General features: G+C 70.6%; 21 protein-coding genes. 9 read left to right on the top strand and 12 right to left on the bottom strand.

Annotation, left to right across the window (positions count from 1 at the left end):
• Positions 1 to 3: 3 nt before the first annotated feature.
• Positions 4 to 1,584 (bottom strand): substrate-binding and VWA domain-containing protein, encoded by a 1,581-nt coding sequence (locus tag BLW76_RS39565; RefSeq protein ID WP_091317122.1) that lies wholly within the window; start codon positions 1,582 to 1,584, stop codon positions 4 to 6.
• A gap of 195 nt (positions 1,585 to 1,779) precedes the next feature.
• Between BLW76_RS39565 and BLW76_RS39570 the strand changes: the two genes are divergently transcribed.
• Positions 1,780 to 2,571 carry a glycoside hydrolase family 25 domain-containing protein gene (locus BLW76_RS39570; protein WP_091320457.1) on the top strand — a complete coding sequence of 264 codons (792 nt, stop codon included), beginning with the start codon at positions 1,780 to 1,782 and terminating at the stop codon, positions 2,569 to 2,571.
• Positions 2,572 to 2,574: 3 nt separating this feature from the next.
• Here BLW76_RS39570 and pdxR read toward each other — a convergent pair whose 3' ends face one another.
• Positions 2,575 to 3,963: a MocR-like pyridoxine biosynthesis transcription factor PdxR gene (gene pdxR, locus BLW76_RS39575; protein ID WP_091317123.1), complete on the bottom strand. Its 1,389-nt coding sequence runs from the start codon at positions 3,961 to 3,963 to the stop codon at positions 2,575 to 2,577.
• A gap of 47 nt (positions 3,964 to 4,010) precedes the next feature.
• On the opposite strand from pdxR, the gene BLW76_RS39580 reads away from it, so the two are divergent.
• On the top strand, positions 4,011 to 4,469 hold the full coding sequence (locus tag BLW76_RS39580) for a carboxymuconolactone decarboxylase family protein (RefSeq protein ID WP_091317124.1): 459 nt from the start codon (positions 4,011 to 4,013) through the stop codon (positions 4,467 to 4,469).
• Between the two features lie 100 nt (positions 4,470 to 4,569).
• On the opposite strand, the gene BLW76_RS39585 is transcribed toward BLW76_RS39580, so the two are convergent.
• The gene (locus BLW76_RS39585) at positions 4,570 to 6,030 is read right to left on the bottom strand and encodes an MFS transporter (protein ID WP_091317125.1); all 1,461 of its coding nucleotides are present in this window, start codon (positions 6,028 to 6,030) and stop codon (positions 4,570 to 4,572) included.
• Positions 6,031 to 6,116: 86 nt separating this feature from the next.
• On the opposite strand from BLW76_RS39585, the gene BLW76_RS39590 reads away from it, so the two are divergent.
• The gene (locus tag BLW76_RS39590) at positions 6,117 to 6,494 is read left to right on the top strand and encodes a MarR family winged helix-turn-helix transcriptional regulator (RefSeq protein ID WP_091320459.1); all 378 of its coding nucleotides are present in this window, start codon (positions 6,117 to 6,119) and stop codon (positions 6,492 to 6,494) included.
• Here the strand turns inward: BLW76_RS39590 and BLW76_RS39595 are convergent.
• The 7 genes from BLW76_RS39595 to BLW76_RS39625 all read right to left on the bottom strand — a co-directional run bounded on the left by BLW76_RS39595 (position 6,491) and on the right by BLW76_RS39625 (position 15,710).
• Complete coding sequence (locus tag BLW76_RS39595) at positions 6,491 to 7,801, bottom strand: S1C family serine protease (protein ID WP_091317126.1); 1,311 nt, start codon at positions 7,799 to 7,801, stop codon at positions 6,491 to 6,493. The two genes, BLW76_RS39590 and BLW76_RS39595, sit on opposite strands and share 4 nt — an antisense overlap.
• A 121-nt stretch (positions 7,802 to 7,922) precedes the next feature.
• Positions 7,923 to 10,349: a GcvT family protein gene (locus BLW76_RS39600; RefSeq protein WP_091317127.1), complete on the bottom strand. Its 2,427-nt coding sequence runs from the start codon at positions 10,347 to 10,349 to the stop codon at positions 7,923 to 7,925.
• A gap of 13 nt (positions 10,350 to 10,362) precedes the next feature.
• Positions 10,363 to 11,205, bottom strand: a complete 843-nt coding sequence (gene purU / locus BLW76_RS39605; RefSeq protein WP_091317128.1) for a formyltetrahydrofolate deformylase — start codon at positions 11,203 to 11,205, stop codon at positions 10,363 to 10,365.
• Entirely contained in the window at positions 11,202 to 11,672 is a 471-nt protein-coding gene (locus BLW76_RS39610) for a sarcosine oxidase subunit gamma (RefSeq protein WP_091317129.1), read from the bottom strand. Before BLW76_RS39610 ends, purU begins: the two co-directional genes overlap by 4 nt.
• Positions 11,662 to 14,199, bottom strand: coding sequence for a 2Fe-2S iron-sulfur cluster-binding protein (locus BLW76_RS39615; RefSeq protein ID WP_091317130.1), 2,538 nt, complete (start codon positions 14,197 to 14,199; stop codon positions 11,662 to 11,664). Before BLW76_RS39615 ends, BLW76_RS39610 begins: the two co-directional genes overlap by 11 nt.
• Positions 14,196 to 14,474 (bottom strand): sarcosine oxidase subunit delta, encoded by a 279-nt coding sequence (locus tag BLW76_RS39620; RefSeq protein ID WP_091317131.1) that lies wholly within the window; start codon positions 14,472 to 14,474, stop codon positions 14,196 to 14,198. Before BLW76_RS39620 ends, BLW76_RS39615 begins: the two co-directional genes overlap by 4 nt.
• A gap of 24 nt (positions 14,475 to 14,498) precedes the next feature.
• Positions 14,499 to 15,710 carry a sarcosine oxidase subunit beta family protein gene (locus BLW76_RS39625; protein ID WP_091317132.1) on the bottom strand — a complete coding sequence of 404 codons (1,212 nt, stop codon included), beginning with the start codon at positions 15,708 to 15,710 and terminating at the stop codon, positions 14,499 to 14,501.
• 57 nt (positions 15,711 to 15,767) lie between these two features.
• On the opposite strand from BLW76_RS39625, the gene BLW76_RS39630 reads away from it, so the two are divergent.
• Positions 15,768 to 16,415 (top strand): GntR family transcriptional regulator, encoded by a 648-nt coding sequence (locus tag BLW76_RS39630; protein ID WP_091317133.1) that lies wholly within the window; start codon positions 15,768 to 15,770, stop codon positions 16,413 to 16,415.
• Here BLW76_RS39630 and BLW76_RS39635 read toward each other — a convergent pair.
• Entirely contained in the window at positions 16,412 to 17,530 is a 1,119-nt protein-coding gene (locus tag BLW76_RS39635; protein WP_091317134.1) for an aromatic ring-hydroxylating oxygenase subunit alpha, read from the bottom strand. The two genes, BLW76_RS39630 and BLW76_RS39635, sit on opposite strands and share 4 nt — an antisense overlap.
• Positions 17,531 to 17,814: 284 nt before the next feature.
• Positions 17,815 to 18,393, bottom strand: a complete 579-nt coding sequence (locus tag BLW76_RS39640; RefSeq protein WP_091317135.1) for a TetR/AcrR family transcriptional regulator — start codon at positions 18,391 to 18,393, stop codon at positions 17,815 to 17,817.
• A gap of 92 nt (positions 18,394 to 18,485) precedes the next feature.
• Between BLW76_RS39640 and BLW76_RS39645 the strand changes: the two genes are divergently transcribed.
• The 5 genes from BLW76_RS39645 to BLW76_RS39665 all read left to right on the top strand — a co-directional run bounded on the left by BLW76_RS39645 (position 18,486) and on the right by BLW76_RS39665 (position 24,868).
• Complete coding sequence (locus tag BLW76_RS39645; RefSeq protein WP_091317136.1) at positions 18,486 to 19,952, top strand: aldehyde dehydrogenase family protein; 1,467 nt, start codon at positions 18,486 to 18,488, stop codon at positions 19,950 to 19,952.
• A gap of 30 nt (positions 19,953 to 19,982) precedes the next feature.
• A complete protein-coding gene (locus BLW76_RS39650) occupies positions 19,983 to 21,551 on the top strand; it encodes an amino acid permease (RefSeq protein ID WP_091317137.1) in 1,569 nt (522 codons plus the stop codon).
• A gap of 9 nt (positions 21,552 to 21,560) precedes the next feature.
• Positions 21,561 to 23,219: a choline dehydrogenase gene (gene betA / locus BLW76_RS39655; protein WP_091317138.1), complete on the top strand. Its 1,659-nt coding sequence runs from the start codon at positions 21,561 to 21,563 to the stop codon at positions 23,217 to 23,219.
• Positions 23,220 to 23,402: 183 nt separating this feature from the next.
• On the top strand, positions 23,403 to 23,723 hold the full coding sequence (locus BLW76_RS39660; protein ID WP_091317139.1) for a bifunctional 3-phenylpropionate/cinnamic acid dioxygenase ferredoxin subunit: 321 nt from the start codon (positions 23,403 to 23,405) through the stop codon (positions 23,721 to 23,723).
• The gene (locus tag BLW76_RS39665; protein WP_091317140.1) at positions 23,720 to 24,868 is read left to right on the top strand and encodes an NAD(P)/FAD-dependent oxidoreductase; all 1,149 of its coding nucleotides are present in this window, start codon (positions 23,720 to 23,722) and stop codon (positions 24,866 to 24,868) included. The genes BLW76_RS39660 and BLW76_RS39665 overlap by 4 nt, the downstream gene beginning before the upstream one ends.

Genomic DNA, 24,868 nt, shown 5'->3' on the forward strand with positions numbered 1-24,868 from the left:
TCCTCACTTCTTGCAGGCGGGCGGCTGGCACACGAGCTTGCTCAGTGCCTGGTAGAAGACGTCGGAGATCTTGCGCGGGTCCGGGGTGGTGAAGGACTCGCCGCCGGTCGCGGCCGAGATCTGCTTCAGCTCGCTCGAATCGATGTCCGGGCCGATGCCGATCCCGATCACCGGCAGCGGTTTCCGCGGGTCCTGCAGCCTGCCCAGCTCGGTGAGCAGGCCGGGCAGCCCGATCGAGTCGTCGTCCTCGTTGCGGCCGTCGGTGAGCACGACGACGACGTTGATCCGGCCGAGCTGCCAGCTCTGCCGCGCGTTCTGGTACGCGGCGAGGATCGAGTCGTACAGCCCGGTCGCGCCGCCGGCCTTCGGTTTGACGGCTTGCAGCGTCGCCACCGCGCCCGCCGCCAGCTGCTCGGAGATCGAGCGCATCGGCAGCAGTTCCTTGTAGTCCTTGGTGCCGTCCAGCTTGGTCGAGAACAGCCAGAGGCCGATCTCGGTGGTCTGCTTGAACAGCCCGAGCCCCTGCGTCGCGGCTTCGAGCGTCAGCGCCATCCGGCTGCGGCCGGTGCCGGGCACGGTGGCGGCCATCGAGCCGGACACGTCGAGCAGCACCTGGACGCGGGCGCTCAGGTTCGCCCCGGCCCACGCCTGGAGCACGCCGTACATGCCTTCGGGCGTGGGCGGTCCGGCCGGGCGGGCCGCCGCGTCGGTGCGGGTGTCGCGCGGCCGGTCGCCGAGCAGCTGCCCGGACGGCGTCCGGAACCCGCCGCCGGCGAACGTCCCGGTGGCGGTCTGGTCGAGCAGCAGCCGCAGGAACCGCTCGGCCGCCGAGCGCGAAGCCTCCGAGGCCCGCGGCAGGACGACGTACGGGTAGTCGAAGCTCGGGACACCGGCGGCGGGGTAGGCGGCGACGAGCTTGCGGGCCAGCACCGACTGCTCCGACGCCGGCCACGCGGGGTACGGCTGCTTGACCGCGGAGAGCTTGCGGATCTCTTCGGTGAACGCGGCGGCCGGGTCGGGCGCGTCCAAGGTCTGCTGCTGCAGGCCGAGCAGCGCGCCGATGGCGGCCGGGTCACGGCCCGGGTCGGGCAGCCCGACCGGGCTCTTCGCGAGGACGTCCGACCACGACGGCGACTTCCCCGGCCAGCCCGCCTGCTTCGCGACGTCTTCGGTCAGCGCCAGCACCACCGGCGAGCTCGCGACCGACTGGCCGGACTCGGGGAGGTTCCACGCGCCGCCGTCGCGGGCCTGCAGCAGCCAGGTGCTCGACTCCGGCACCCAGACGTCGGGGCCGTTCGCGCCGTTGGCCTCCAGCGCCGTCGCGGTGGCCGTCGACGGGCTCGCGGTGACCTCGACGGCGTAGCAGTCCCGCGCGGGGACGGTCCGGGCCAGGTCGGTGAGCACCGGCGCGATGTCCGGCGCGGCCGTGAGCCGCACCGGGGTGGTGGTGTCGCAACCGTTGCCGGCCAGCCGGTTCTTCAGGTAGTCGAAGCCGGCCCACGCGAGCAGGGCGACCACGAGCAGCGCGCTCAGGACGACGACCCGTGCGTCGATCCGCCGGGCCCGCGCCGGGTGTGCCGCCATGCACGTCCTTCCTTCGTGAGGTGCTGGCAGCTTGCCAGCCGGGTGCGCGGGAAGCCAGTACCGTGAGCGCCCGGTGAAGGAATGGCGGGCTGCGGCCATATTGGTGATTGACCGTGCGGTGACGCGTTTCGCGCTTGACGGACATCCCACGCGGGTAATTGCACGATGACGCTTTCCGGAACGGAGGCCGAGCCCGTGCGCACCATGTACGACGCCGTGACGGCCGCGAACATCCCCGCCGACGCCCGGATGGTCGCCGGCTACATCGACCGCATCAAGATCCCGCCCTGGACGCCCGCCGACTGGGCGCGGTTCCCGAACGCGGTCAAGGTGACCATCGTCAAGAAGGCGGCGACGAACGACGGGCACGTCCTCGACGTCGAGCCCGGCGACGCCACCCCGGCCGAGGCGCCGGGCTGGGTCCGGATGCGCCGCGCGGCGGGCGCGGACCCGTCGGTCTACTGCAACCTTTCGACGTGGCCGTCGGTGCGCGCGGCGTTCTCGTCCGCCGGCGTCGCCGAACCGCACTACTGGATCGCCCACTACAACGGCGATCCCGCCATCCCGGCCGGCGCGGTCGCCAAGCAGTACCGCGGGAACGTCGCACCGGGCTACGACGTGTCGTCCGTCGCCGACTTCTGGCCCGGCGTGGACGGCCCTTCGAGTGGAGTGGAAATCATGGAACGCATCACGGTCACCCCGCCGAACGCCGCGGAGAACGCGGTGCGGGTCTTCCTGTCCGGCAGCCCCGGAGCGGCGGTCGTCATCCGCCCCCGCCTCGGCGGCGACGGCTTCGCGAAGCCGATGTGGGTGGGCGACATCTTCGCCTGGGGCAGCGACCACCAGGGCGTCGGCCACAACCCGACCAAGACGGGCGGGTACAACTCGAAGCTGACGTCGCACCGGCGCTACGACCTGCCGGGTGCGGTGTGGGCGGACATCAACTACAGCGCGGCCGAGCCGTTCGAGATCGACATCGTCGGGTAGGTCTCACGCGGGTGGCAGCGCGCGGCACAACGCGTCGAGGGCCGCCGGGTAGGCGTGCTCGGGCGGGGTGGCGTAGCCGACCACCAAGCCGTCCATTGTGGACATGTCGCTGTCCGGGTGCCGGAAGGCGGCCAGGCCGTCCAGGGCCAGCCCCTGCCAGGCCGCGGCCTTCAGCGCGGCTTTCTCGGTGCCCGGCGGGAGCCGCAGCACGGCGTGCAGGCCGGCGGCGATCCCGGTCGCCGTCACGTGCGGGGCCCGTTCGGCGAGCGTCGTGACGAGGTGGTCGCGACGGCGGCGGTAGCGCCGGCGCATCCGGCGGATGTGCCGGTCGTACGCGCCCTCGTTCAGGAACTCGGCCAGGGTGAGCTGGTCGAGCGCACTGGCCCACGCCTCGCGCTCGCCCTTCACGGCCAGCACCCGATCGACGAGGTGGCCGGGCAGCACCAGCCAGCCGAGCCGCAGCGCGGGTGACAGGCTCTTGCTGACCGAGCCGACGTAGACGACGTGCTCGGGGTCGAGGCCCTGGACCGCGCCGACCGGCTTGCGGTCGTAGCGGAATTCGCCGTCGTAGTCGTCTTCGAGGAGCACGCCGCCGGTCGCGCGGACGTGCCCGACGACCGCGGCGCGGCGGTCGTGGTGCAGCGGGCCGCCGGTCGGGAACTGGTGCGCGGGCGTCAGCAGCACGGACGGGACGGCGAGGTCTTCGACGCGCGCGCCGTGTTCGTCCAGGGCCAGCGGGATGGTCCGCACGCCGGCCGCGGCGAAGATCGAGCGGTGGAACGCCAAGCCGTAGGACTCGACGGCGAGCGGCCCCGGCAGCACGGCCGGGAACAGCAGCCGCAGGGCGTGCGCGAACCCCAAGCACACGACGATCCGCTCCGGCGACGTCCGCACGCCCCGAGCGCGCGCGAGGTACTGGGCGAGGGCTTCCCGCAGCTCCGGGCGGCCACGCGGATCGCCGGGGCCGAAGGCGTCATGGGGCGCCACGGTCAGCGCGCGACGCGCGGCGGCGAGCCATTCGGTGCGCGGGAAGGATGTGGCATCGGGCTGGCCCTGCCGGAGGTTGTACGCGGGTGTCGGCGCTCCCGGGGCCTTTTTCGGTGTCCGGACGGGTTTCAGCGGCTCGGCCCGTTCGGCGACGCGGGTGCCGGAGCCCTGGACGGCGGTGAGCCAGCCTTCGGCGACCAGCTCGGCGTAGGCGTCGGCGACGGTGTTGCGGGCCAGCCCGAGGTCGACTGCCAGCGACCGGTAGGGCGGCAGCCGGGTGCCCGGAGCGAGCCGTCCCGCGCGGACGGCGTCCCGCAGGGCAGCGATGAGCGCGGCCCGCTTGGGTCCGGGGGCCAGCTCCAGGTGCAGGTCGCGCTCCCCTGAATTGACCCAGTCTTCTACCACGGAAATGCACCATACACAGGGGTCAAAGCGCGACTAGGTTTCTGGTCATGACGAACTCCCGCATCAACTTCGCCAAGACCACCCCGAAGGCCTTCAAGGCCCTGATCGGCTTCGACGCGGCCGCCCGCGCCGGCCTCGACCCCGCGCTGGTAGAGCTGGTCCAGATCCGCGCGTCCCAGCTCAACCACTGCGCGTACTGCCTGCACATGCACACCTCCGACGCCCGCAAGGCGGGCGAGAGCGAGGAGCGGCTGCACATGGTGGCGGTGTGGCGCGAGGCGAGCAGCTTCTTCAGCGAGAAGGAGCAGGCGGCACTGGCCCTGACGGAGGCGGTGACGCAGATCGCGGCCGGCGTCCCGGACGACGTCTACGCCCGCGCGGCGGCGGAGTTCGGCGACGAGGAGCTGGGGCAGCTGCTGGCCCTGATCTTCACGATCAACACGTGGAACCGCATCGCCATCACCACGGCGAAGGTGCCGGGCACGGACGAGCGCGCGCCCCGCTGACGCGCCCCAATGTGGCGTTGGTTGCGTCCAACGCACCCAATGTGGCGTTCGGTGCGTCCAACGCACCGAACGCCACATTGGGGCGCATGGGGCGGGGGGGTCAGTCGGCGAGCGCCAGCAGGTCCTCCTGCGCCGCGACCGGCTCCTCGGCCGGCCGCTTCCGGGCGACCAGGCCGCTGATCGCGATCAGCAGGCCGAGCACCGCGATCCCGGTGACCACGCTCAACGCCGGCGTCAGCCCGGTCAGCAGCGCCGCCGGCGAGGCTTCACGGCCGCCGTTGGCGGTGAGGACCGCCGTCACCACCGCGAGCCCGATGGCGCCGCCTACCTGCAGCGACGTGTTCAGCAGGCCGCCGGCCAGCCCCTGCTCGTCGTCCGGAATCCCGGCCGTGGCCTGGATGTTGAGTGACGAGAACGCCAGCGTGAAGCCGATGCCCAGCAGGATCATGCTCGGCAGCACGCTGCCCGCGTACCCCGAGTGCTCGTCGATGCGCAGGAACAGCGCGTAGCCGATGACGTGCGCGACCACGCCCGCGAAGATCGTGCGGGGCGTGCCGACCCGGTCGATCAGCGGCTCGATGCGCGGGGAACCGAACGCCACGATCAGCGCCGCCGGCAGGAAGCCGAGCGCCGTCTGCAGTGCCGACCAGCCCAGGACCCGCTGCAGGTACAGCATCACGACGAACTGGAAGCCGATGTACGCGCCGAAGAACAGCGCGCCGCCGAGGTTGGCGCGGGCCAGCGGGCCCGACCGCAGGATGCCCAGGCGCAGCAACGGGTGGCGGCTGCGCTTCTCGATGATCACGAACGTCACCAGCAGCGCCAGCGCGACGGCGAACGTGATCAGCGTGCGCGGCGCCGCCCAGCCGATCTCCGGCGCCTCGACCACGCCGAACACCAGCAGCAGCGAACCGGCGGCGCCGGTGATGGCGCCGGGGAAGTCGTACCCGCGGCCCTCCTCGGCGCGGTACGACGGGATCAGCTTCCACGCCGCCACCAGTGCGATCAGCGCGATCGGGGCGGGCAGCAGGAACGTCCAGCGCCAGCCGACCTCGGTCAGCAGGCCGGAGAACACCAGGCCCGCGGAGTAGCCGCTGGCGCCGAACACGGCGAAGATGCTGATCGCCTTGTTGCGGGCCGGGCCTTCCTGGAACGTCGTGGTGATGATGGACAGCGCGGCCGGCGCCGTGAACGCGGCGGCCAGGCCCTTGATGAACCGGCTCGCGATGAGCAGGGCGCCGTCGTCGACGAGGCCGCCGAGCAGCGAGGCCAGCGCGAACACGGCGACGGCGACGAGGAACACGCGGCGGCGGCCGAGCAGGTCGGCGGTGCGGCCGCCGAGCAGCAGCAGCCCGCCGTAGCCGAGCACGTAGCCGCTGACGACCCATTGCAGCGCGTTGGTGGACAGGCCGAGGTCGGCCTGGATGGCCGGGAGCGCGACCCCGACCATCGACACGTCGAGCGCGTCGAGGCCGATGACGATCGAGACGGTGAGCAGGACACCCCAGAGACGTGCGTCCCACCGCGTTGAAGTGGTGGACAAGGACACGGAAGAGCTCATGGCGGCGACATTACATGCACGCGCATCTAATGTCCAAGCATTTAATGTGTTTGCATCTGATGTCCGTGCATGCTAAGTTGGTCGCCGTGAGCGACGTCGCTGTTGAGCAGGGCCTGGTCCAGGAGTGGCACGAGCTGCTGGCCCGCTACTCGGCCGTGTTCAGCGCGCTCGAGTGCCGACTGCAGGAGCGCCACGGCATCGGAGCCAACGAGTTCGAAGCCCTGGAGCGGCTCGCGACCTGCGACTTCAAGTGCCGGTCGGCCGACCTGATCAGCACGATCCACCTCAGCCAGAGCGCCACGTCCCGCCTGGTGGCCCGCCTGGAGAAGGAGGGCCTGGTCTCGCGCGCCCTGTGCGAGGTCGACCGGCGCGGCATCTTCGTGACGATCACCGACGCCGGCCGGGAGAAGTACCTCGCGGCGAAGCAGACGCACCGCGAGGTGCTGCGGGAAACCCTGCGCTAACCCACCGGTCCTTCGATCGCCTTGACCTTGACCTGCTGCTGAGCACCCGAAGCGTCCGTCACCGTCAGGGTCAGCTCGTCACCCGGGTGGTGGGTGTCCATCACGTTGGTCAACGCCGTCGCGGAGCCGGTCGGCTTGCCGTCGATCGCCGTGATCACGTCGCCGGCCGCGAGGCCCGCCCGCTGGGCCGGCCCGCGCTGGACCACCTCGCGGACCTGGGCGCCGCCCTGGCCGTTCGTCACCGAGACGCCGATGAAGGCGGTCTTGCCGATGTGGATCTTGTCCGACCCCTGGCCCGCCACGATCTTGTGCGCGATGTCGATGGCCTGGTTGATCGGGATCGCGAAGCCCTGGCCGGCGCCGCCGGTGCGGCGGCCGTTCAGCTGGTAGCCGGTGGACGCCGCGGTGTTGACGCCGATGACCTGGCCGTTCGCGTTGGCCAGCGGGCCGCCCGAGTCACCGGACTCGATGTTCGCCCTGACCTGGATGAGCCCCTCGAGCTGCTCGGACGACCCGCTCGACTCGTCCGACGCCGTGATCGACTGGTTCAGCGCCGTCACCGTGCCCGGGGCGGGCACCGGGTCGCCGCCGCGGCCGCCCGCGTTGCCCAGGCCGAGGATCTGGTCGCCCACCTGCGTCGTGTTCGAGTCGCCGATGGACGCCGTCGGCAGCCCGGACGCGTCCTCCAGCTGCAGCACGGCGATGTCCTCGGTGCGGTTGTAGCCGACTACCTCCGCGTCGTAGGTGTCGCCGGTGCCGATGCTGGTGACCTTGATGCTGGTGGCGCCGGCGACGACGTGGTTGTTGGTCAGCACCTCGCCGTCGGCGGTGAGCACGATCCCGGTGCCCGCCGCGGCCGCGCCCTGCAGCCCGAGCTGGGTGTTGATGTTCACGATCGCCGGGTTGACCTTGGCCGACACGGCGTCGACGTCGAGCACCGTCCTGGCCTCGCTGGGCTGCCCGGAGAAGCCGAAGTTCTGGTTGCCGCCCGCGGTGGGCGCGTTCGCCCCGGAGATCAGGTGCCCGATCCCGAGCCCGGCGGCCACGGCCAGCGCGATCGCCACGATCGCGACGGTCAGCGCCCGCAGCGGGTGACGCCGGCGCGGCGGCGGCTCGTAGGCCGGCGGCGGGTAGGCGTAGTTCGGTTGCGTGTACGGCGAGTACGGCTGTCCCCACTGGTCACGGGGCTGGTGGTACTGCTGCCGGGGGTACCCGTCCTGGCCGTAGAACTCCGGCGAGTACCCGCTCTGCCCGTAGCCGTACGGGTACTCGCCGCCGCCCTGCGCTCCTCGGTCGTACTCGCTCATGCACAGCTCCAGCTCTCGACAAGCCTCCGGCCATACCAGGAAACGCCCCGTTCCTGAGAATTTCCTTGTCCGGTTCCATGGACTTGCTGTGGATTACCCCGTCGAGAGCACGTGACCGGTGTTACCGCCGGATTCGTTCCATGCCGGGGTCGACCAGCGGCTCGGCGGCCACGGTGGCCGCGACCCGGCGGCCGAAGTACTCGATCTCCACGCTGCTGCCGATGTCCGCCGACGCCGGGAGCCACGCGTAGGCGATCGGGCGGCCCACCGTGTACCCGTAGGCCGCGCTCGTGACGTACCCCGCGGCCACGCCGTCGGCGAACACCGGTTCCTTACCGAGAACGACCGTGCGGCCGTCGTCGATCGTCAGGCACCGCAGGCGCCGCGACGGCGTCCGGCCTTCGAGTGCGGCCCGGCCGAGGAACTCGCCCTTCGCCGGGCGCACCGCGAAGTCGACGCCGGCCTCGTACGGGTCGTGTTCGGTCGTCATGTCCGTGCCCCACAGCCGGTAGCCCTTCTCCAGCCGCAGGCTGTTGAACGCCGCCCGCCCGGCCGCGACCACGCCGAGGGGCTGCCCCGCCGCCCACAGCGCGTCCCACAGCCGCAGGCCGTTGTCCGCGCTCGTGTAGATCTCCCAGCCGAGTTCGCCCACGTAGGACAGCCGCATCGCGACCACCGGCACCCCGGCGATCCGCGCGCGACGCGCCCGGAAGTACTTCAGCCCGGCGTGCGAGAAGTCCTCCTGGGTCAACGGCTGCACGAGGTCCCGCGCCAGCGGTCCCCAGACGCCGACGCAGCACGTCCCGCCGGTGATGTCCCGGACCCGCACCCCCGCGGGCGCGTGCTTGACGAAGTGGTCGACGTCGATGTTGCCGTTGATGCCGACCTGGAACACCTCCGGCTCGAGCCGCGCGACCGTGACGTCGCTGCGGATGCCGCCGGCGTTGTCGAGCATCAGCGTGTACGTCACGGACCCGACCGACTTGTCGAGCTGGTTGGTCGTCAGCCCCTGCAGGAACTCCAGCGATCCGGGCCCGCTGATCTCCACGCGCTTCAGCGGCGTCATGTCGTACAGCGCGACGCCGTTGCGCGTCTGCCACGCCTCCGCGGCCGCGATCGGCGAGTGGAACTGCGCCGACCACGCGTCCCGCGCCGGCGGCAGGGCGTCGTGCGGGAGCTTCTTCAGCAGCGGCGCGTTGGCCTCGAACCAGTGCGGCCGCTCCCAGCCGCCGGCCTCCAGGAACACCGCGCCCAGCTCGCGCTGCCGGGCGTGGAACGGCGTCACCCGCAGGTCGCGCGGCGACAGCTTGGGCTGCAACGGGTGCAGGATGTCGTAGACCTCGACGAAGTTCTGCTGCGCCGTCTCGCGCACGTACGACGGCGCGAGCTGGACCTCCTCGAAGCGGTGGACGTCGATGTCGTGGGTGTCCACTTCGGAATGCCCATCGACGAGCAGCTCGGCGACGGCCTTCGCGATGCCCGCGGAGTGCGTCACCCAGATCGCCTCGGCCAGCCAGAACCCGCGGACGTCGGCCGACTCGCCGACCAGCGACTGGCCGTCCGGGGTGAAGGAGAAGATGCCGTTGAAGCCCTCTTCGACCTTGGTCTGGCGCAGTGCGGGCAGCAGCAGTTGACTCTGCTCCCACGACGGTGCGAAGTCGTCCTCGGTGAAGGGCAGCATGGACGGCATGGCCGTCTCGGTCACCGAGGGATCCAAAGTGGACTCGTCGACCGGCATCGGCCGGTGCGCGTAGGAGCCGATGCCGAGCCGGTCGACGTGCTCGCGGAAGTAGAGGTCCTGGTCCTGGTGCCGCAGGATCGGCAGGCTCGCCTCGACCTCTTCGGTGTTGCGCCCCACGAGCTCCGCCACCTGCCCGGTCTTGACGTACTGGTGGGCGAGCGGCAGCAGCGGGACGTCCATGCCCACCATCGCGCCGATCTCGCGGCCCCAGAAGCCCGCGCACGACACGACGACATCGGCCGGGAAGTCGCCCTGGTCGGTCCGGACGCCGGTGACGCGGCCACCCTCCTGGAGGACGTCGGTCACCCGCGTGGAGCCGAGGAACCGGGCCCCGCGCTCACCGGCCCGCGCGGCCAGCACCTCGACGGCCTTGGCGGCCCGCGCGAGCCCGTCGGTCGGAACGTGCAGCGCGCCGAAGATCCGGGAGCCGTCCAGCAGCGGCCAGCGCTCGGCACATTCGGAAGCGTCGATCAGCCGTCCGTCGACCCCCCACGACGTCGCCCAGCCGTGCTTGCGCTTGAGGTCCTCCCAGCGGGCCGGGGTGGTCGCCACCTCCATGCCGCCGACCTGGAGGAAGCAGTCCAGGCTCAGCAGCTTTTCGACGGTGTAGCGGGCGAAGTCCGTCATCGCCTTGGACGCGTTGGTCTGGAACACCAGACCGGGTGCGTGCGAGGTGGACCCGCCGGTGCGCGGCAGCGGGCCCCGGTCGAGCACGGTGACGTCGGTCCAGCCGCGGGCGGTCAGCTCGTCGGCGAGGTTCGCGCCGACGATGCCGGCGCCGATGATCACGACCTTCGGTGCACTCATGGCGGAACTCCTTCTACCGGAACACAACAGTGCTGTTGCCGTTGAGCAGGACGCGGCGTTCGCAGTGCCACCGCACCGCGCGGGACAGGGCCAGCGCCTCGGCGTCGCGGCCGACGGTCACCAGCTCGCGCGGCGAGTACGTGTGGTCGACGCGCTGCACCTCCTGCTCGATGATCGGGCCCTCGTCGAGGTCGGGGGTGACGTAGTGCGCGGTCGCGCCGACGTACTTGACGCCGCGGTCGTAGGCCTGGTGGTAGGGCTTGGCGCCCTTGAAGCCGGGCAGGAACGAGTGGTGGATGTTGATCGCGCGGCCTTCGAGCTTCTGGCACAGCTCGTTGGACAGCACCTGCATGTACCGGGCGAGCACGACCAGGTCGGCCTCGTATTCCCCGACCAGGTCGAGCAGCCGCTGTTCGGCCTCCGGCTTGGTCTCCGGCGTCACCGGGACGTGCACGAACGGCACCCCGGCGGCCTCGGCCATCGGCCGCAGGTCCTCGTGGTTCGAGACGACCACCGCGATCTCCGCGCCGAGCCCGCCCGCGCGCCAGCGGAACAGCAGGTCGTTGAGGCAGTGGCCGAACTTCGAGACCATGACCAGGATCCGCGGCGGGGTGCCGTCGGAGAACTCGAACTCCATGCCGAAGTCGCCCGCCACCGGCGAGAACGCCCGGGTCAGGTCGTCCACAGTGGCCTGCTCGGTGCAAGTGAAGGACGTGCGCAGGAAGAGCGAGCCGCGGACATCGTCGTCGAACTGCTGGTGCTCGACGATATCGCAGCCCTGCCCGACGAGGAACGTCGTGACGGCGTGCACGATGCCCGAGCGTTCCGGGCACTTGAGCGTCAGGGTGAAGGTCACGAGACGTACTCCAGGCTCGCGTCGGCCAGCCAGGCCGTGAAGTAGTCCGAAAAGGACTGGCGCACGAGGATGGTGAAGTCCTCTTCGCGGACCATCAGCACGATTCCCGTGCGCGCCAGCAAGGTCTGCACGCACGTACCCGGCGGCGAAACCTCCAGGTCGATCGAGCACCCGTGCGCCAGGACGTCGGCCGCGTGCGACCCGGCGAGCCGGTAGACGTTGCGCTGCGCCGAGACGTCCACCACAGCGAGGGCACTTTCACGTAAAAGTGCCGCTTCCAGCTCGGCCTGGCGGCCGGGCTCGGCGAGCACGAGGTACTCGTCGGGGCCCATCCAGAGGACGTCGACGCCGTGGCCGCTGGTGAACGTGCAGGGCGTGGGCAGGTCGACGCCGAGGAGCGTGTCACCCTGCCGGAGGCGGACGGTGAGCTGGGTGCGGAAGGGTTCGTGGACCGCTTCAACCGTCACGGCGGGCTCCTTCCTTGTCGAAGAGCACGGATTCGGTGACGGTCACCGGCACCACCTGGTCGCCGACCGGCACGTACAGCGTCTCGCCGATCCGCTCGCGGCCCGAGCGCACCAACGCCAGCGCGAAGGTCCGGCCGAGGGCGGCGCTGTCGTAGCTGGAGGTGACGTGGCCGAGCATCCGCACCGGCGGCTCCGGCACCGTCTCGGATTCGATGAGCTGCGAGCCCTCCGGCAGCAGCACCGACGGATCCACCGGGAGCAAACCGACCAGGTGCTTGCGGTCGGGCCGGGTGTTCTCGGCGCGGGCGAACGACCGCTTGCCGATGAAGTCGGGCTTCTTCTTCGACACCGCCCAGGACATGCCGAGGTCCTGCGGGGTGACCGTGCCGTCGGTGTCCTGCCCGATGATCGGGTAGCCCTTCTCGGCGCGCAGGACGTGCATGGTCTCGGTGCCGTACGGCGTGACCCCCTGGTCCACTATGGACTGCCAGAGCGCGGGCCCGTGCCACGAGGGGACGTTGATCTCGTACGCCAGCTCGCCGGAGAAGCTGATCCGGCACACCCGCGCCTGGAGTCCGGCGACCTCGGCGTCCTGCCAGGTCATGAACCCGAAGGCCTCGTTCGACACGTCGAGGTCCGGCGCCAGGCGGCCGAGGACTTCCCGGGACCGCGGGCCGACCAGCGGGATCGTGGCCCAGTGCTCGGTCACCGACGTCGCGAAGACGCGCAGGTGCGGCCACTCGGTCTGGAGCCATTCCTCCATCCACTCGAGGATCTTCGCCGCGTTGCCCGTGGTCGTGGTGACGAGGAAGCGTTCCTCGCCGACGCGGATCACCGTGCCGTCGTCGATCACCATGCCGTCGACGCCGCACATCACGCCGTAGCGGATCCGGCCGACGCGCAGGTTGCTCATCATGTTCGTGTAGAGCATGTCGAGGAACCAGCCGGCGTCCGGGCCCTGCACGTCGATCTTGCCGAGCGTGGAGCCGTCCATGCACGCGACGTCGTTGCGGGCCGCGCGGCACTCGCGCCGGACGGCGTCGGCCATCGACTCGCCCTGGCGCGGGTAGTACCACGGCCGTTTCCACTGGCCGACGTTCTCGAACTCGGCGTCGTGCTCGACGTGCCACGGGTGGATCGTGGTGACGCGCACGGGGTCGTGCAGGTCGCCGCGGTTCCGCCCGGCCAGTGCGGCGAACGACACGGGGGTGTACGGCGGCCGGAACGTCGTCGGACGGCGGTCGGCGAGGTCGACGCCGAGTGCTTCGGCGGTGATGCCGGCGGCGAGCATGCCGGACGTCTTGCCCTGGTCGTGCGCGGTGCCGATGGTGGTGTAGCGCTTGACGTGCTCCAGCGAGCGCAGCCCGGCACCGGTCGCGCGCAGGACGTCCGACACCGTGGCGTCGCGCTGCTGGTCAACGAACCGGGTGTCCACTTCGGACTCGGGCGCGGGCACCTGCCACAGCACCTTGGTCTCCGGCAGGCCTTCGCCCGCCGCCGCGCCGACGACGGTCACGTTCGGCAGGTCACCGGCCGGGACGTACGCACCCAGCCCGGCGTCGTAGCGCAGGGTGCCGCGGGCCTGGCTGTAGAGGTGCACGGCCGGGTTCCAGCCGCCGGAGACGAGCAGCAGGTCACACGGCACCCGCTCCCCCTGATGCTCGCCCAGTTTCGCCACGTGGGCGGCCGTGACGTGGGAATCGCCGTCGGTGCCGATGACGCCGTAGCCCTCGCGAGCGTCGACGATCCGCACGATCTCGGCCCCGGCTTCCGCCAGCTCGGCGGCGGCGTCGAGGGCGGAGTCGTTGGTGGTGAACACGACCACGCGCCGCCCGGCCAGGACGCCGTAGCGGTTCAGGTAGGTCCGGGCGGCCGAGGCGAGCATGATGCCGGGACGGTCGTTGTCCGGGAACACGATCGGCCGCTCGTGGGCGCCGGTGGCGATGACGATCCGCTTCGCCCGGATCCGCCACACGCGCTGCCGCGAGATGCGTTCCGGGGCCGCGGGCTCGCCCCGGCGCTCCAGGGCGAGCACGAACCCGTCGTCGTAGATGCCGAACGCCGTCGTGCGCGAAAGGAACCGGACGCCTTCGGGCGCTTCGCCGCCGGGCTGGTCGTCGACCAGGAGCACGCGTCCGTCCGCCGCCCGGGCCGCGGCCAGGCCCGCGGGCCCGGCGCCGATGACCAGGACGTCGCAGTGGGCGTGCTTGGCGTCGTACCGGGCCGGGTCCGGCTCGGTGGCGAGGCGCCCCTGACCACGCAGGCCGCGGGCCTCCAGGCCGTCGTACAGCTCGACGGTCGTCGCGCTCAGCATCGGCTCGGGGAACGGCTTCTCGATCTGCACCAGGGCGTTCGAGTCCTCGACGCCGGCGCCGACGATGCCGCGCGGCCGTCCGTACTTGATGCTGGTCGCGACCTGGTGGATGCCGTTGGCCAGCAACGCGGACGCCAGGGTGTCGCCGAGGTAGCCGGTCAGCTCGCGGCCGTCGAAGGTGAACTTGAGGGGGACGCCGGACAGCCTGGTCACGAGATCACCGGCCGGGGTTCGCCGAGGCGGTAGACCGCCAGGAGGTCGTGGGTGCGGGTGTCGCGGACGGCGTTGAACCACCGGCGGCAGCCCGCGGAGTGGCTCCAGCGCTCGGCGAGCGGCCCGCTCGGGTTCTCGCGGAAGAAGACGAACTTCGCCCAGTCCTCATCGGACAGTGCCGACGGGTCTTCGGGGTAGGCGACGTGCGCCTGGCCGCCGTAGTGGAACTCGGCTTCCTCGCGCGGCCCACACCAGGGACAGGGGATCAATTGCATGGAACGCTCCTGCTTTTGGACGACTCAGTGCGCGACGGCGGCGGCGCCGTGCTCGTCGACGAGGGCACCGGTGGTGAACCGGTCGAGGGCGAAGGGCTCGGCGTACTCGTGCGGCTTGCCGCGCGCGATGGTCCGCGCGAAGACGTCCCCGACACCGGGGGTGGCCTTGAAGCCGCCGGTGCCCCAGCCGCAGTTGAGGAACAGGTTCTCCACCGGCGTCAGGCCGATGATCGGCGAGGCGTCCGGGCTGGTGTCGACGATGCCGGCCCAGGTCCGCAGCAGGTGCGCCCGCGCGAACACCGGGAACAGCTCCAGCGCGGCGGCCATCTGCTGCTCGATGATGTGGAACGAGCCGCGCTGGCCGTAGCCGTTGTAGCTGTCGATGCCGGCGCCCATCACGAGTTCGCCCTTGTGCGCCTGGGAAACGTAGACGTGCACGGCGTTCGACATGACGACCGTCGGGTGGATCGGTTCGAGGAGCTCGGACACGAGCGCCTGCAACGGGTGCGACGTCAGCGGCAGGTCGAGGCCGACCATTTTCGCGAGGACGGAGGTGTGCCCGGCCGCGCACAGCGCCACCTTGCCCGCGGCGATCCGGCCCCTCGACGTCTCCACGCCGGTGACCCGGCCGCCGTTCGTCGTGATGCCGGTGACCTCGCAGTTCTGGATCAGGTCGACGCCCATCGCGTGCGCGGCACGGGCGAAGCCCCAGGCCACGTAGTCGTGCTTCGCGATGCCGGCGCGGGGCTGGAAGGTCGCGCCGAGCACCGGGTAGCGGACGTCCGGCGAGGTGTTGACGATCGGGCAGATCTCCTTGACGCCGTCGGTGTCCACCCACTCGGCGTCGATGCCGTTGAGCTTGTTGGCCTCGACCCGGCGGACGCTGTCGCGGACGTCCTGCAGCGTGTGCGCGAGGTTGAGGACCCCGCGCTGGCTGAACAGGATCGGGTAGCCGAGGTCCTCTTCGAGACCTTCCCACAGCTTGAGGGAGTGCTCGTAGATGCCGGAGCTCTCGTCCCAGAGGTAGTTGGAGCGGATGATCGTGGTGTTGCGGGCCATGTTCCCGCCGGCGAGCCAGCCCTTCTCGAGCACGGCGACGTTCGTGATGCCCTGCTTGGCCAGGTAGTAGGCGGTGGCCAGGCCGTGCCCGCCGCCACCGACCACGACGACGTCGTAGGCCTGCTTCGGGTCGGGGTTGTCCCAGAGGAAGTCCGGGTGTTCCGGCAGGTCCGTCATCGAGAACTCCGTCTGGTCGACTTCTGATATATCAATCGTCGATGTAGGCTATGCGCCATGCACCCGCAGGTCAATCCCCCGTCGCTGGCCGAACAGGCGTACCTCTTCGTCCGCGATCGCCTGGTCATGCTGGACATCCCGCCGGGCTCCCCGATCAACGAAGAGGAGCTCGGCACCACACTCGGCATGGGCCGGACGCCGATCCGCGAGGCACTGAAGCGGCTCGAGTCCGAACGCCTGGTCGTCGCCTACCCGCGGCGCGGGACGTTCGCCACCGACGTCAACATCGCCGACCTCGCGCACATCTCCGAGGTCCGGCGCACGCTCGAACCGATGGCGACGGCCGCCGCGGCTTCGCGGGCGACGGACACCGACCGGGCGACGTTGACCGAGCTGCGCGCGCAGCTCGACACGCGCGTCCCGGCCGGGGACAACGCCGAGCTGCTGCGCACCGACCTCGCCCTGCACCGGGCGATCTACCGGTGCGTGCACAACCCGTTCCTCGAGGACACGCTGATCCGGTACGACAACCTGGCGACGCGGATCTGGTGCGTGTTCGTGCCCCGGCTGTCCGGGATGGCCGGCCACGTCGACGAGCACGTCCCGCTCCTCACCGCGATCATCGAGGGTGACGCCGAGAAGGCGGCCGCGTTGACGCATGCGCACGTCACCGGGTTCGAGGCCGCCATCCGGGCGTTGATCTAGGCCAGCCTCGCCCGGACCCAGTCGTGGAAGGCGCCGATGTGGTGCTCGCTGGGCACGAGCACGCCGCCGTTGACGTAGGAGCGGGAGTCCATGGCGAGCTGGCAGCGTTCGCAGGCCTCGAAGTCCTGCAGGTTGACGCGGTGGAACAGCTCGACCGAGCGGCTCAGGTCCGTGCCGGATTCGACGACCTCGGGCAGGTAGAGCCAGTCGCAGCGGACCAGCGTCCGGTCCGGGGCCAGCGGGAACATGCGGTGGATGATCACGTGGTCCGGGACGAGGTTGACGAAGACGCCCGGTTTGATGGTGATCGCGTAGTACTTGCGGTCCTGGGCTTCGGAGACGCCGGGGAGGCGGTCGACGCCCTCGGAGCCGTCGACGGTGAAGCCCTTGATGTCGCCGCCGAACTCGGCGCCGTGGCCGACGTAGTACTGCGCGGCGTAGCCGTCGGCGAACTCCGGGAGCACCTCGGTGAGCTCCGGGTGGATCGTCGCGCAGTGGTAGCACTCCATGAAGTTCTCGATGATCTGCTTCCAGTTCGCCTTCACGTCGTACTCGATGCGCTTGCCGAGCGCGAGGCCGTCGATGCCGTAGGCGTCGATTTCGGTGGGCCCGCCGAGGCGTTCGGTGACGGCCCCGATCACGGTGTCCTCGAACGACGGCGGCTCGTCGGCCAGGCAGACCCAGGCGTAGCCGAGCCATTCGCGCAGGTGCAGCTTCGTCAGCCCGAACTCCGTGCGGTCGACGTCCGGCATCCCGGTGAGGTTCGGGGCGGCGATCAGCTTGCCGTCGAGGCCGTAGGTCCAGGCGTGGTACGGGCACTGGAAGGCGCGCTTGACGGTCCCGGTTTCGGACGTGCAGAGCCGCGCGCCGCGGTGGCGGCAGACGTTGAGGAACGCGTTCAGCTTCCCGTCCCGCCCCCGCGAGACCAGGACGCTCTCCTTGCCGATCTGCACGGTCTCGAACGCCCCGGGCCCGGCGAGGTCGGCACTGCGCACGGCGCAGAACCAGTCGGCCTCGAAGATCTTCGCCTGTTCCAGCGCGAAGATCGCCGGATCGGTGTAGGAGCGGCCCGGCAACGTGGCGAGCAGGCTCGGCGGGAGATCGATTGCGGTCACCGGCGTGGTCCTCTCCGCGGATCAGTACGGGAGTAGTTGCGCAGAACGCGTCTTGTTGCTCACTCCGCACCAGAGTGACTGCCGCCACGCCGCCCTGTCAACCCACGGTTTTCCACCGCCCACCACGGGTTTCACCCACACGGCGTGATTGCCGGGTCAACTCGCGTGATTGAACAGTCGACACGCGTGATCAGAGGGTCGACACGGTCCCGGCCCACCAAGCCGCCGTGTCGACCCTTCAATCACGCGTGTCGACCTCCCAATCACGCGTGTCGACCCTTCCTTCACACCGCGGGGCCGGTGATGGCTCGGCGGAAGAGGGCTTCTATCTCGTCTCGGGTGGGGCGGGGGTCGGCCAGGGCGGCCTGCATCAGGAGGCCGCAGAACAGGCCGGCCAGGAGGCGGCCGGTGAGCGGGTCGGTGCGGGAGCCGAAGAACGCGATCAGGGCGTCGTCCCAGGCCGCGCTCGCCTTGCGCAGGGCCGGGCGGTGCAGGGCGGCGACGTACAGGTCGTACTCGACGACCGTGTCGCGGTACTGCTCGTTGATGTAGCCCATCACCAGGTCGGCCAGCGCCGCGGCGAAGTCGGCGTCCGGCGGGAGCGCGGCCTCCCACTCCTTCAGGGCGTGGACGTTCTTCTCGGCCGCCTCGTGCAGGGCGACCTCCAGGAGGTCGTCCAGGGTCGCGAAGTGGTAGGTCGTCGAGCCGAGCGGGACGCCCGCCGCGGCCGCCACCGACCGGTGCGTGACCCCGTCGATCCCCCGCTGCGCGACGACCTCGATCGCCGCCTTGGCGATCCGCGCGCGCCGCTCGGGGTCGTTCGGACCGCGGCGCCGCGTTGCGCCGGGTTCGCTCTTGGCCATCGAGCCCCCTTGTGGACATCTGTACATGTTTCGCGTACAAATGTACGCACTCTTGACACGAAGCAGCCACTACCGATCCGGGAAGGGCGCCCGTGAAGGACCTCTACATCGACGGAATCTGGTTGGACGCGGCCACCGGGACGCGCTCCGACGTGCTGAACCCGGCCACCGGCGAGGTCGTCGTGACCGTCGCCGAAGCGGGGAAAGCCGAGGTCGACGCCGCCGTCAGAGCCGCCCGCCGGGCCTTCGACGACGGCCCGTGGCGCCGCACGACCGCGGGCGAACGCGCCCGGCTCCTGCGCCGGACCGCCGACCTGCTGGTCCGCGACCGCGAGGAACTGGCCCGCACCGAGAGCCTCGACACCGGCAAGACGCTCGGCGAAGGCCGCATCGACATCGACGATGTGACGAACGTCTTCCGCTACTACGCCGACCTCGCGGACAAGGACGCCGGCCGCCTGGTCGACGCCGGCAGCGCGACCGTCGTCAGCCGGATCGTGCACGAGCCGGTCGGGGTCTGCGCGCTCATCGCGCCGTGGAACTACCCACTGCTCCAGATGTCCTGGAAGGTCGCGCCCGCGCTGGCCGCGGGCAACACCGTGGTGCTCAAGCCCAGCGAGGTCACCCCGCTCACCACGATCAAGCTGGCCGCCCTGCTCGAAGAGGCCGGCACGCCGGCCGGCGTCGTCAACCTGCTGCTCGGCGACGGCCGCGTCGGCGCGGCGATGGTCGAGCACCCGGCCGTCGACCTCGTCTCCTTCACCGGCGGCTACGCGACCGGCGAGAAGATCATGACCGCGGCCGCGAAAGGTGTCCGGCGGGTCGCGCTGGAGCTCGGCGGCAAGAACCCGAACGTGGTCTTCGCCGACGCCGACTACGAGACGGCCCTGGACTACGCCCTGATGGCCGCGTTCGTCCACTCCGGACAGGTCTGTTCAGCGGGCGCGCGGCTGATCGTCCAAGATGGAATCCATGACCGGTTCGTCGCGGACCTCGCCGCGCGTGCCGACCGGATCCGCGTCGGCAACGGCCTGGACCCGGAGACCGAGACGGGCCCGCTCGTCTCGGCCCGGCACCGCGCGAAGGTCGAAGGCTACATCGAAAGCGCTCTCGCCGCGGGTGCGAAGCTCGAAGCGGGCGGCGAGCGGCCGGACGGACCCGAGTACGAAAGCGGTTTCTTCCTGCGCCCCACCGTGTTCTCCGGCTGCACGCGGGACATGGCGATCGTCCGGGAAGAGGTCTTTGGCCCGGTCGTCACCGTGGAACGCTTCGGCGACGAGGCCGAAGCGATCGCCCTGGCCAACGACACCGAGTACGGGCTCGCCGGAGCCGTGTGGACGTCGGACGCGTCCCGCGCCCAGCGCGTCGCCGGGGCCCTCCGCCACGGCACCGTGTGGATCAACGACTACCACCCCTACCTGCCGCAGGCGGAATGGGGCGGTTACGGCAAGTCCGGCATCGGCCGCGAACTCGGGCCGTCCGGGCTGGCCGAGTACCAGGAGAGCAAGCACATCTACCAGAACATCGATCCCGTTCCGCAGCACTGGTTCAAAGGCTGATCCCCTCCCCCACCACGTGAGGACGTTGCCATGACCACACAAGAAATACCGGCGGGCGGGGGGCCTGCCCCGGACGACAGCTCCGACCTCGAAAAGTTCGGCTACCGCCAGGAGCTCGAACGCTCTCTGGGTTCCTTCTCCAGCTTCGCCGCCGGGTTCTCCTACATCTCGATCATGACCGGCGTGTTCCAGCTGTTCTTCTTCGGGTTCGGCGCGGGCGGGCCGGCGTTCATCTGGACCTGGCCGCTGGTCTTCCTCGGCCAGCTCTGCGTCGCGCTGTGCTTCGCCGAGCTGGCCGGGCAGTTCCCGCTCGCCGGTTCGGTCTACCAGTGGGCCAAGCAGATCGCGAAGCCGGCGACGTCGTGGCTGGCCGGCTGGATCATGATCATCGGTGCGATCGTCACCGCCGGCGCGGTCGCGGTGGCCTACCAGATCATCCTGCCGCAGGTCTCGACCGCGTTCCAGATCGTCGGCAGCGACGCCGACGCCGGGCTGACGTCGACCCCGGGCGGCGCGCAGAACGCCATCATCCTGGCCCTCGTGCTGGTGGTGTTCGCCACGATCGTGAACGTCATCGGCGTCAAGTTGATGGCGAAGATCAACAACTTCGGTGTCGCGGTCGAGCTGTCCGCGGTCATCCTGCTGATCATCGCGCTGGCGGTGCACATCAAGCGCGGCCCGCAGGTCGTCCTGGAGACGCACGGCGCGGGTGAGGGTCACTCACTCGGGTACCTCGGGGCGTTCCTCGTGGCGTCGCTGATGAGCGCATACGTCTTCTACGGCTTCGACACCGCGGGCTCGCTCGCGGAGGAGACGACGCAGCCGCGCAAGCACGCGCCCCGCGCGATCCTGCGGGCGATCACGGCGTCGTTCGTCGTCGGCGGCCTGGTGATGCTGGTCGGCATGATGGCCGTCGGCGACATCAACGCCGAAGAGCTGAGCACGTCCGGCATGCCGTACCTGCTGAAGAGCACGCTCGGTCCCTGGCTGGGCAACGCGTTCCTGATCTGCTCGGCGATCGCGATCACGGTGTGCTGCCTGGCCGTGCAGACCGCGGCGATCCGGATGGCGTGGGCGATGGCCCGCGACGGCCGCCTGCCGTTCAGCAAGGCGATGGCCAAGGTGTCGCCGCGCTCGAAGACGCCGATCCTGCCGGCGCTGCTCACCGGCGGCCTCACCGTCGTGGTGCTGCTGATCAACCTCGGCAACCAGCGCGCGTTCTTCATCCTGACGTCGACGGCGATCATCCTGTTCTACATCCCCTACCTGATGGTCACCGGCCCGATGCTGCTGCGCCGCCTGCGCGGGCAGTGGCCGCGCCCCGGGCACGGCCCGTACTTCAAGCTGGGCCGCTGGGGCACGCTGGTGAACCTGGTCGCGGTGGTCTACGGCGCCGCGATGACGGTCAACCTGATCTGGCCGCGCGCCGAGGTCTACGGCGACGACCACTGGTACTTCCAGTGGGGCGCGGTGATCGTCACCGCGCTGATCGTGATCATCGGCGCGATAATGCTCTACGTCCGGCGCCGCACCTGGGGCTCGGCCCACACCAGCCCCGAACACATGCCGGACAGCACCCCGGACACCCTGCCCGGCTGAGGAGGACGCATGAGTACCGAAACCTACGACTTCGTCATCGTCGGCGGTGGCTCGGCGGGCTGCGCGCTGGCGAACCGGCTCTCGGCCGACCCGGCGAACAAGGTCCTCGTCCTGGAGGCGGGCCGCTCGGACTGGAAGTGGGACGTCTTCATCCACATGCCGGCCGCGCTGACCTTCCCGATCGGGTCGAAGTTCTACGACTGGGGCTACCGCAGCGAACCCGAGCCGTACATGAACCGCCGTCGCATCTACCACGCGCGCGGCAAGGTGCTCGGCGGGTCGTCCAGCATCAACGGGATGATCTTCCAGCGCGGCAACCCGATGGACTACGAGCGCTGGGCGAGCGATCCCGGGATGTCCACTTGGGACTACGCGCACTGCCTGCCGTACTTCAACCGGATGGAGAACTGCCTGGCGGACGCGCCGGACGGGCAGTGGCGCGGCCACGACGGCCCCCTCGAACTGGAGCGCGGGCCGGCGTCCAACCCGTTGTTCCAGGCGTTCTTCGACGCCGCCGAGCAGGCGGGCTACCCGCGCACCGACGACGTCAACGGCTACAAGCAGGAGGGCTTCGCGGCGTTCGACCGGAACGTCCGAAAAGGACGGCGGCTGTCCGCGGCGGGCGCGTACCTGCACCCGGTGATGCACCGGCCCAACCTCACGGTGAAGACGAACGCGTTCGTTTCGCAGGTCCTCTTCGACGGCACGCGCGCGGTCGGCGTCGAGTACGCGCAGGGCCGGGGCGTGCCGGGTGAGGTGTACGGCAAGGAGATCGTCCTCTGCGGCGGCGCGATCAACACCCCGCAGCTGCTGCAGCTCTCCGGCGTCGGCAACGCCGCCGAGCTGGAGAAGCTCGGCATCGACGTCGTCAAGGACCTGCCGGGCGTCGGCGAAAACCTCCAGGACCACCTGGAGGTGTACATCCAGTACGCCTGCAAGCAGCCGGTGTCGATGCAGCCGTCGCTGGCGAAGTGGAAGCGGCCGTACATCGGCGCGCAGTGGCTGTTCCTGCGGTCCGGGCCGGCCGCCACCAACCACTTCGAGGGCGGCGGGTTCGTCCGGTCGAACGACGAGGTGAAGTACCCGAACCTGATGTTCCACTTCCTGCCGGTGGCGATCCGCTACGACGGTTCGGCACCCACGGAAGGGCACGGCTACCAGGTGCACGTCGGCCCGATGTACGCCGACACCCGCGGCTCGGTGAAGATCAAGTCGACCGACCCGCGCGAGCACCCGGCGATCAAGTTCAACTACCTGTCGACCGAGACCGACCGCAAGGAGTGGGTCGAGGCGGTGCGGGTGGCGCGGAAGATCCTGAACCAGAGCGCGTTGGATCCGTACAACGGCGGGGAGATCTCGCCGGGGCCGTCCGTGGACACCGACGAGGAAATCCTCGACTGGGTCGCCAAGGACGCCGAAACCGCGCTGCACCCGTCGTGCACGACCAAGATGGGCGTGGACGACATGTCCGTCGTCGACCCGCAGAGCATGCGGGTGCACGGGACCGAGGGCCTGCGTGTCGTCGACGCGTCGGTGATGCCCTACATCACCAACGGCAACATCTACGCCCCGGTGATGATGACCGCCGAGAAGGCCGCCGACCTGATCCTCGGCAACACCCCGCTCGACCCCATCAAGCTGCCGTTCTACCGGCACGGGGAGAACTAGCTCCGGCGTCGTCGCGCCCGTACCGCCATCCTCGGTACGGGCCTTCGGCGTGCCCGGAATACCCGTTATCCGCTAACGAAAACTACCCCCGCGTACCCCCTTGACGGCGATCGGCGCCGGACTCAAACTTGTTGCGTATCACAGTTGATGTTCCCCCATGCGCAACATTCTCCCGGAGGCGTCATGATTCGCGCGTGCACGGTGGACGAGCTGCCCCCCGGCGAGTCCGTCCGGATCCCCGGGCAGCCCGCCATCGCGGTGTTCCACACCGAGGAGGGCGAGCTGTACGCCATCGACGACACGTGCACCCACCAGGACGCCTCCCTGGCCGACGGCTGGCTCGAAGGCTGCTTCGTCGAGTGCCCGCTGCACGCGGCGCTGTTCGACCTGCGCACGGGCATGCCGACCTGCCTCCCGGCGAAGGACCCGGTGCGCACGTACACCGTGGTCGTCGACGACGGCGTCATCTACGTCCAGGGCGTGGCCGGCGAGGACGCCGCGTGAAGCGCATCGCGGTCGTCGGCGCGTCGCTCGCCGGGGTCCGCGCGGCGCAGGAGCTGCGCGCGCAGGGGTACGACGGCGGGATCGTGCTGATCGGCGACGAGCCGCACCTGCCCTACGACCGGCCGCCGCTGTCGAAGGCCTTCCTGGCCGGCACGGCGTCGCGGGAGTCGCTCGACCTGCTCGACGCCGGTGACCTGGCGTCCCTCGCCCTGGACTTCCGGCTCGGCGTCCGGGCGACGGCACTGGAACCTTCGAACCGCCGGGTCCTGCTGTCGGACGGCACGTCGGTGCACGCGGACGGCGTCGTCATCGCCACCGGCGGCCGGGCGCGCACCCTGCCGGGTTTCGAGGGCGCTTTCGTGTTGCGGACCCTCGACGACGCCGTGTCCCTGCGCGCGGCTCTGGTCCCCGGCGTGCGCGTGGCCATCGTCGGGGCCGGGTTCATCGGGGCCGAGGTGGCCTCGACCTGCCGTTCGCTGGGTCTCGACGTCGTCGTCCTGGAGGCCTTGGCCGCGCCGCTGGCGCCGGTGCTGGGCCCTGAGCTGGCCGCGGTGTGCGCCCGGCTGCACCTCGACCACGGCACGGACCTGCGCTGCGGGGTCCAGGTCACGGGCCTGTCCCCCGACGGCGTCTCGCTGGCGTCCGGTTCGGTCGTCCCGGCCGACGTGGTCGTGACGGGCGTCGGGATGACACCGTCGACCGAGTGGCTGGCCGGCTCGGGGTTGAAACTCGGCAACGGCGTCCACACGGACGCCGGGCTGGTGACCGCGCTGCCGCAGGTGGTGGCCGTCGGCGACGTGGCGCGGTTCGGCGGGCGGCGGCACGAGCACTGGACGAACGCGTCGGAGCAGGCCCCGGTCGCGGTGGCGAACCTGCTCGCCGGGCACACCGCGCGGACGTACACGCCGAGCGGTTACGTCTGGTCGGACCAGTATTCGGGGACGATGCAGCTGGCCGGCCACCCCCGCCCGGACGACGAGCTTTCGTTCGTGGACGGCGACCCTTCGGCAGCTTCGTTCGTGGCGACGTTCACCCGGGACGGCGTCACGGTGGGCGTGTTCGCGCTGAACAACGCGAAGCTGTTCAACCGCCTGCGCCGGCAGTCCCTGCGCCGCCCCGAGTTTCAACCGGCGGTTCAAGGATAA

Source organism: Amycolatopsis tolypomycina (assembly GCF_900105945.1).
Taxonomy (GTDB): Bacteria; Actinomycetota; Actinomycetes; order Mycobacteriales; family Pseudonocardiaceae; genus Amycolatopsis; species Amycolatopsis tolypomycina.

Excerpts from the sequence above, each read along its gene's own strand:
- BLW76_RS39565 (WP_091317122.1), bottom strand. The coding sequence starts at position 1,584 with ATGGCGGCACACCCGGCGCGGGCCCGGCGGATCGACGCACGGGTCGTC.
- BLW76_RS39580 (WP_091317124.1), top strand. The coding sequence starts at position 4,011 with ATGACGAACTCCCGCATCAACTTCGCCAAGACCACCCCGAAGGCCTTC.
- BLW76_RS39585 (WP_091317125.1), bottom strand. The coding sequence starts at position 6,030 with ATGAGCTCTTCCGTGTCCTTGTCCACCACTTCAACGCGGTGGGACGCA.
- BLW76_RS39595 (WP_091317126.1), bottom strand. The coding sequence starts at position 7,801 with ATGAGCGAGTACGACCGAGGAGCGCAGGGCGGCGGCGAGTACCCGTAC.
- BLW76_RS39600 (WP_091317127.1), bottom strand. The coding sequence starts at position 10,349 with ATGAGTGCACCGAAGGTCGTGATCATCGGCGCCGGCATCGTCGGCGCG.
- BLW76_RS39620 (WP_091317131.1), bottom strand. The coding sequence starts at position 14,474 with ATGCAATTGATCCCCTGTCCCTGGTGTGGGCCGCGCGAGGAAGCCGAG.
- BLW76_RS39625 (WP_091317132.1), bottom strand. The coding sequence starts at position 15,710 with ATGACGGACCTGCCGGAACACCCGGACTTCCTCTGGGACAACCCCGAC.
- BLW76_RS39630 (WP_091317133.1), top strand. The coding sequence starts at position 15,768 with ATGCACCCGCAGGTCAATCCCCCGTCGCTGGCCGAACAGGCGTACCTC.
- BLW76_RS39640 (WP_091317135.1), bottom strand. The coding sequence starts at position 18,393 with ATGGCCAAGAGCGAACCCGGCGCAACGCGGCGCCGCGGTCCGAACGAC.
- BLW76_RS39650 (WP_091317137.1), top strand. The coding sequence starts at position 19,983 with ATGACCACACAAGAAATACCGGCGGGCGGGGGGCCTGCCCCGGACGAC.
- betA (WP_091317138.1), top strand. The coding sequence starts at position 21,561 with ATGAGTACCGAAACCTACGACTTCGTCATCGTCGGCGGTGGCTCGGCG.
- BLW76_RS39660 (WP_091317139.1), top strand. The coding sequence starts at position 23,403 with ATGATTCGCGCGTGCACGGTGGACGAGCTGCCCCCCGGCGAGTCCGTC.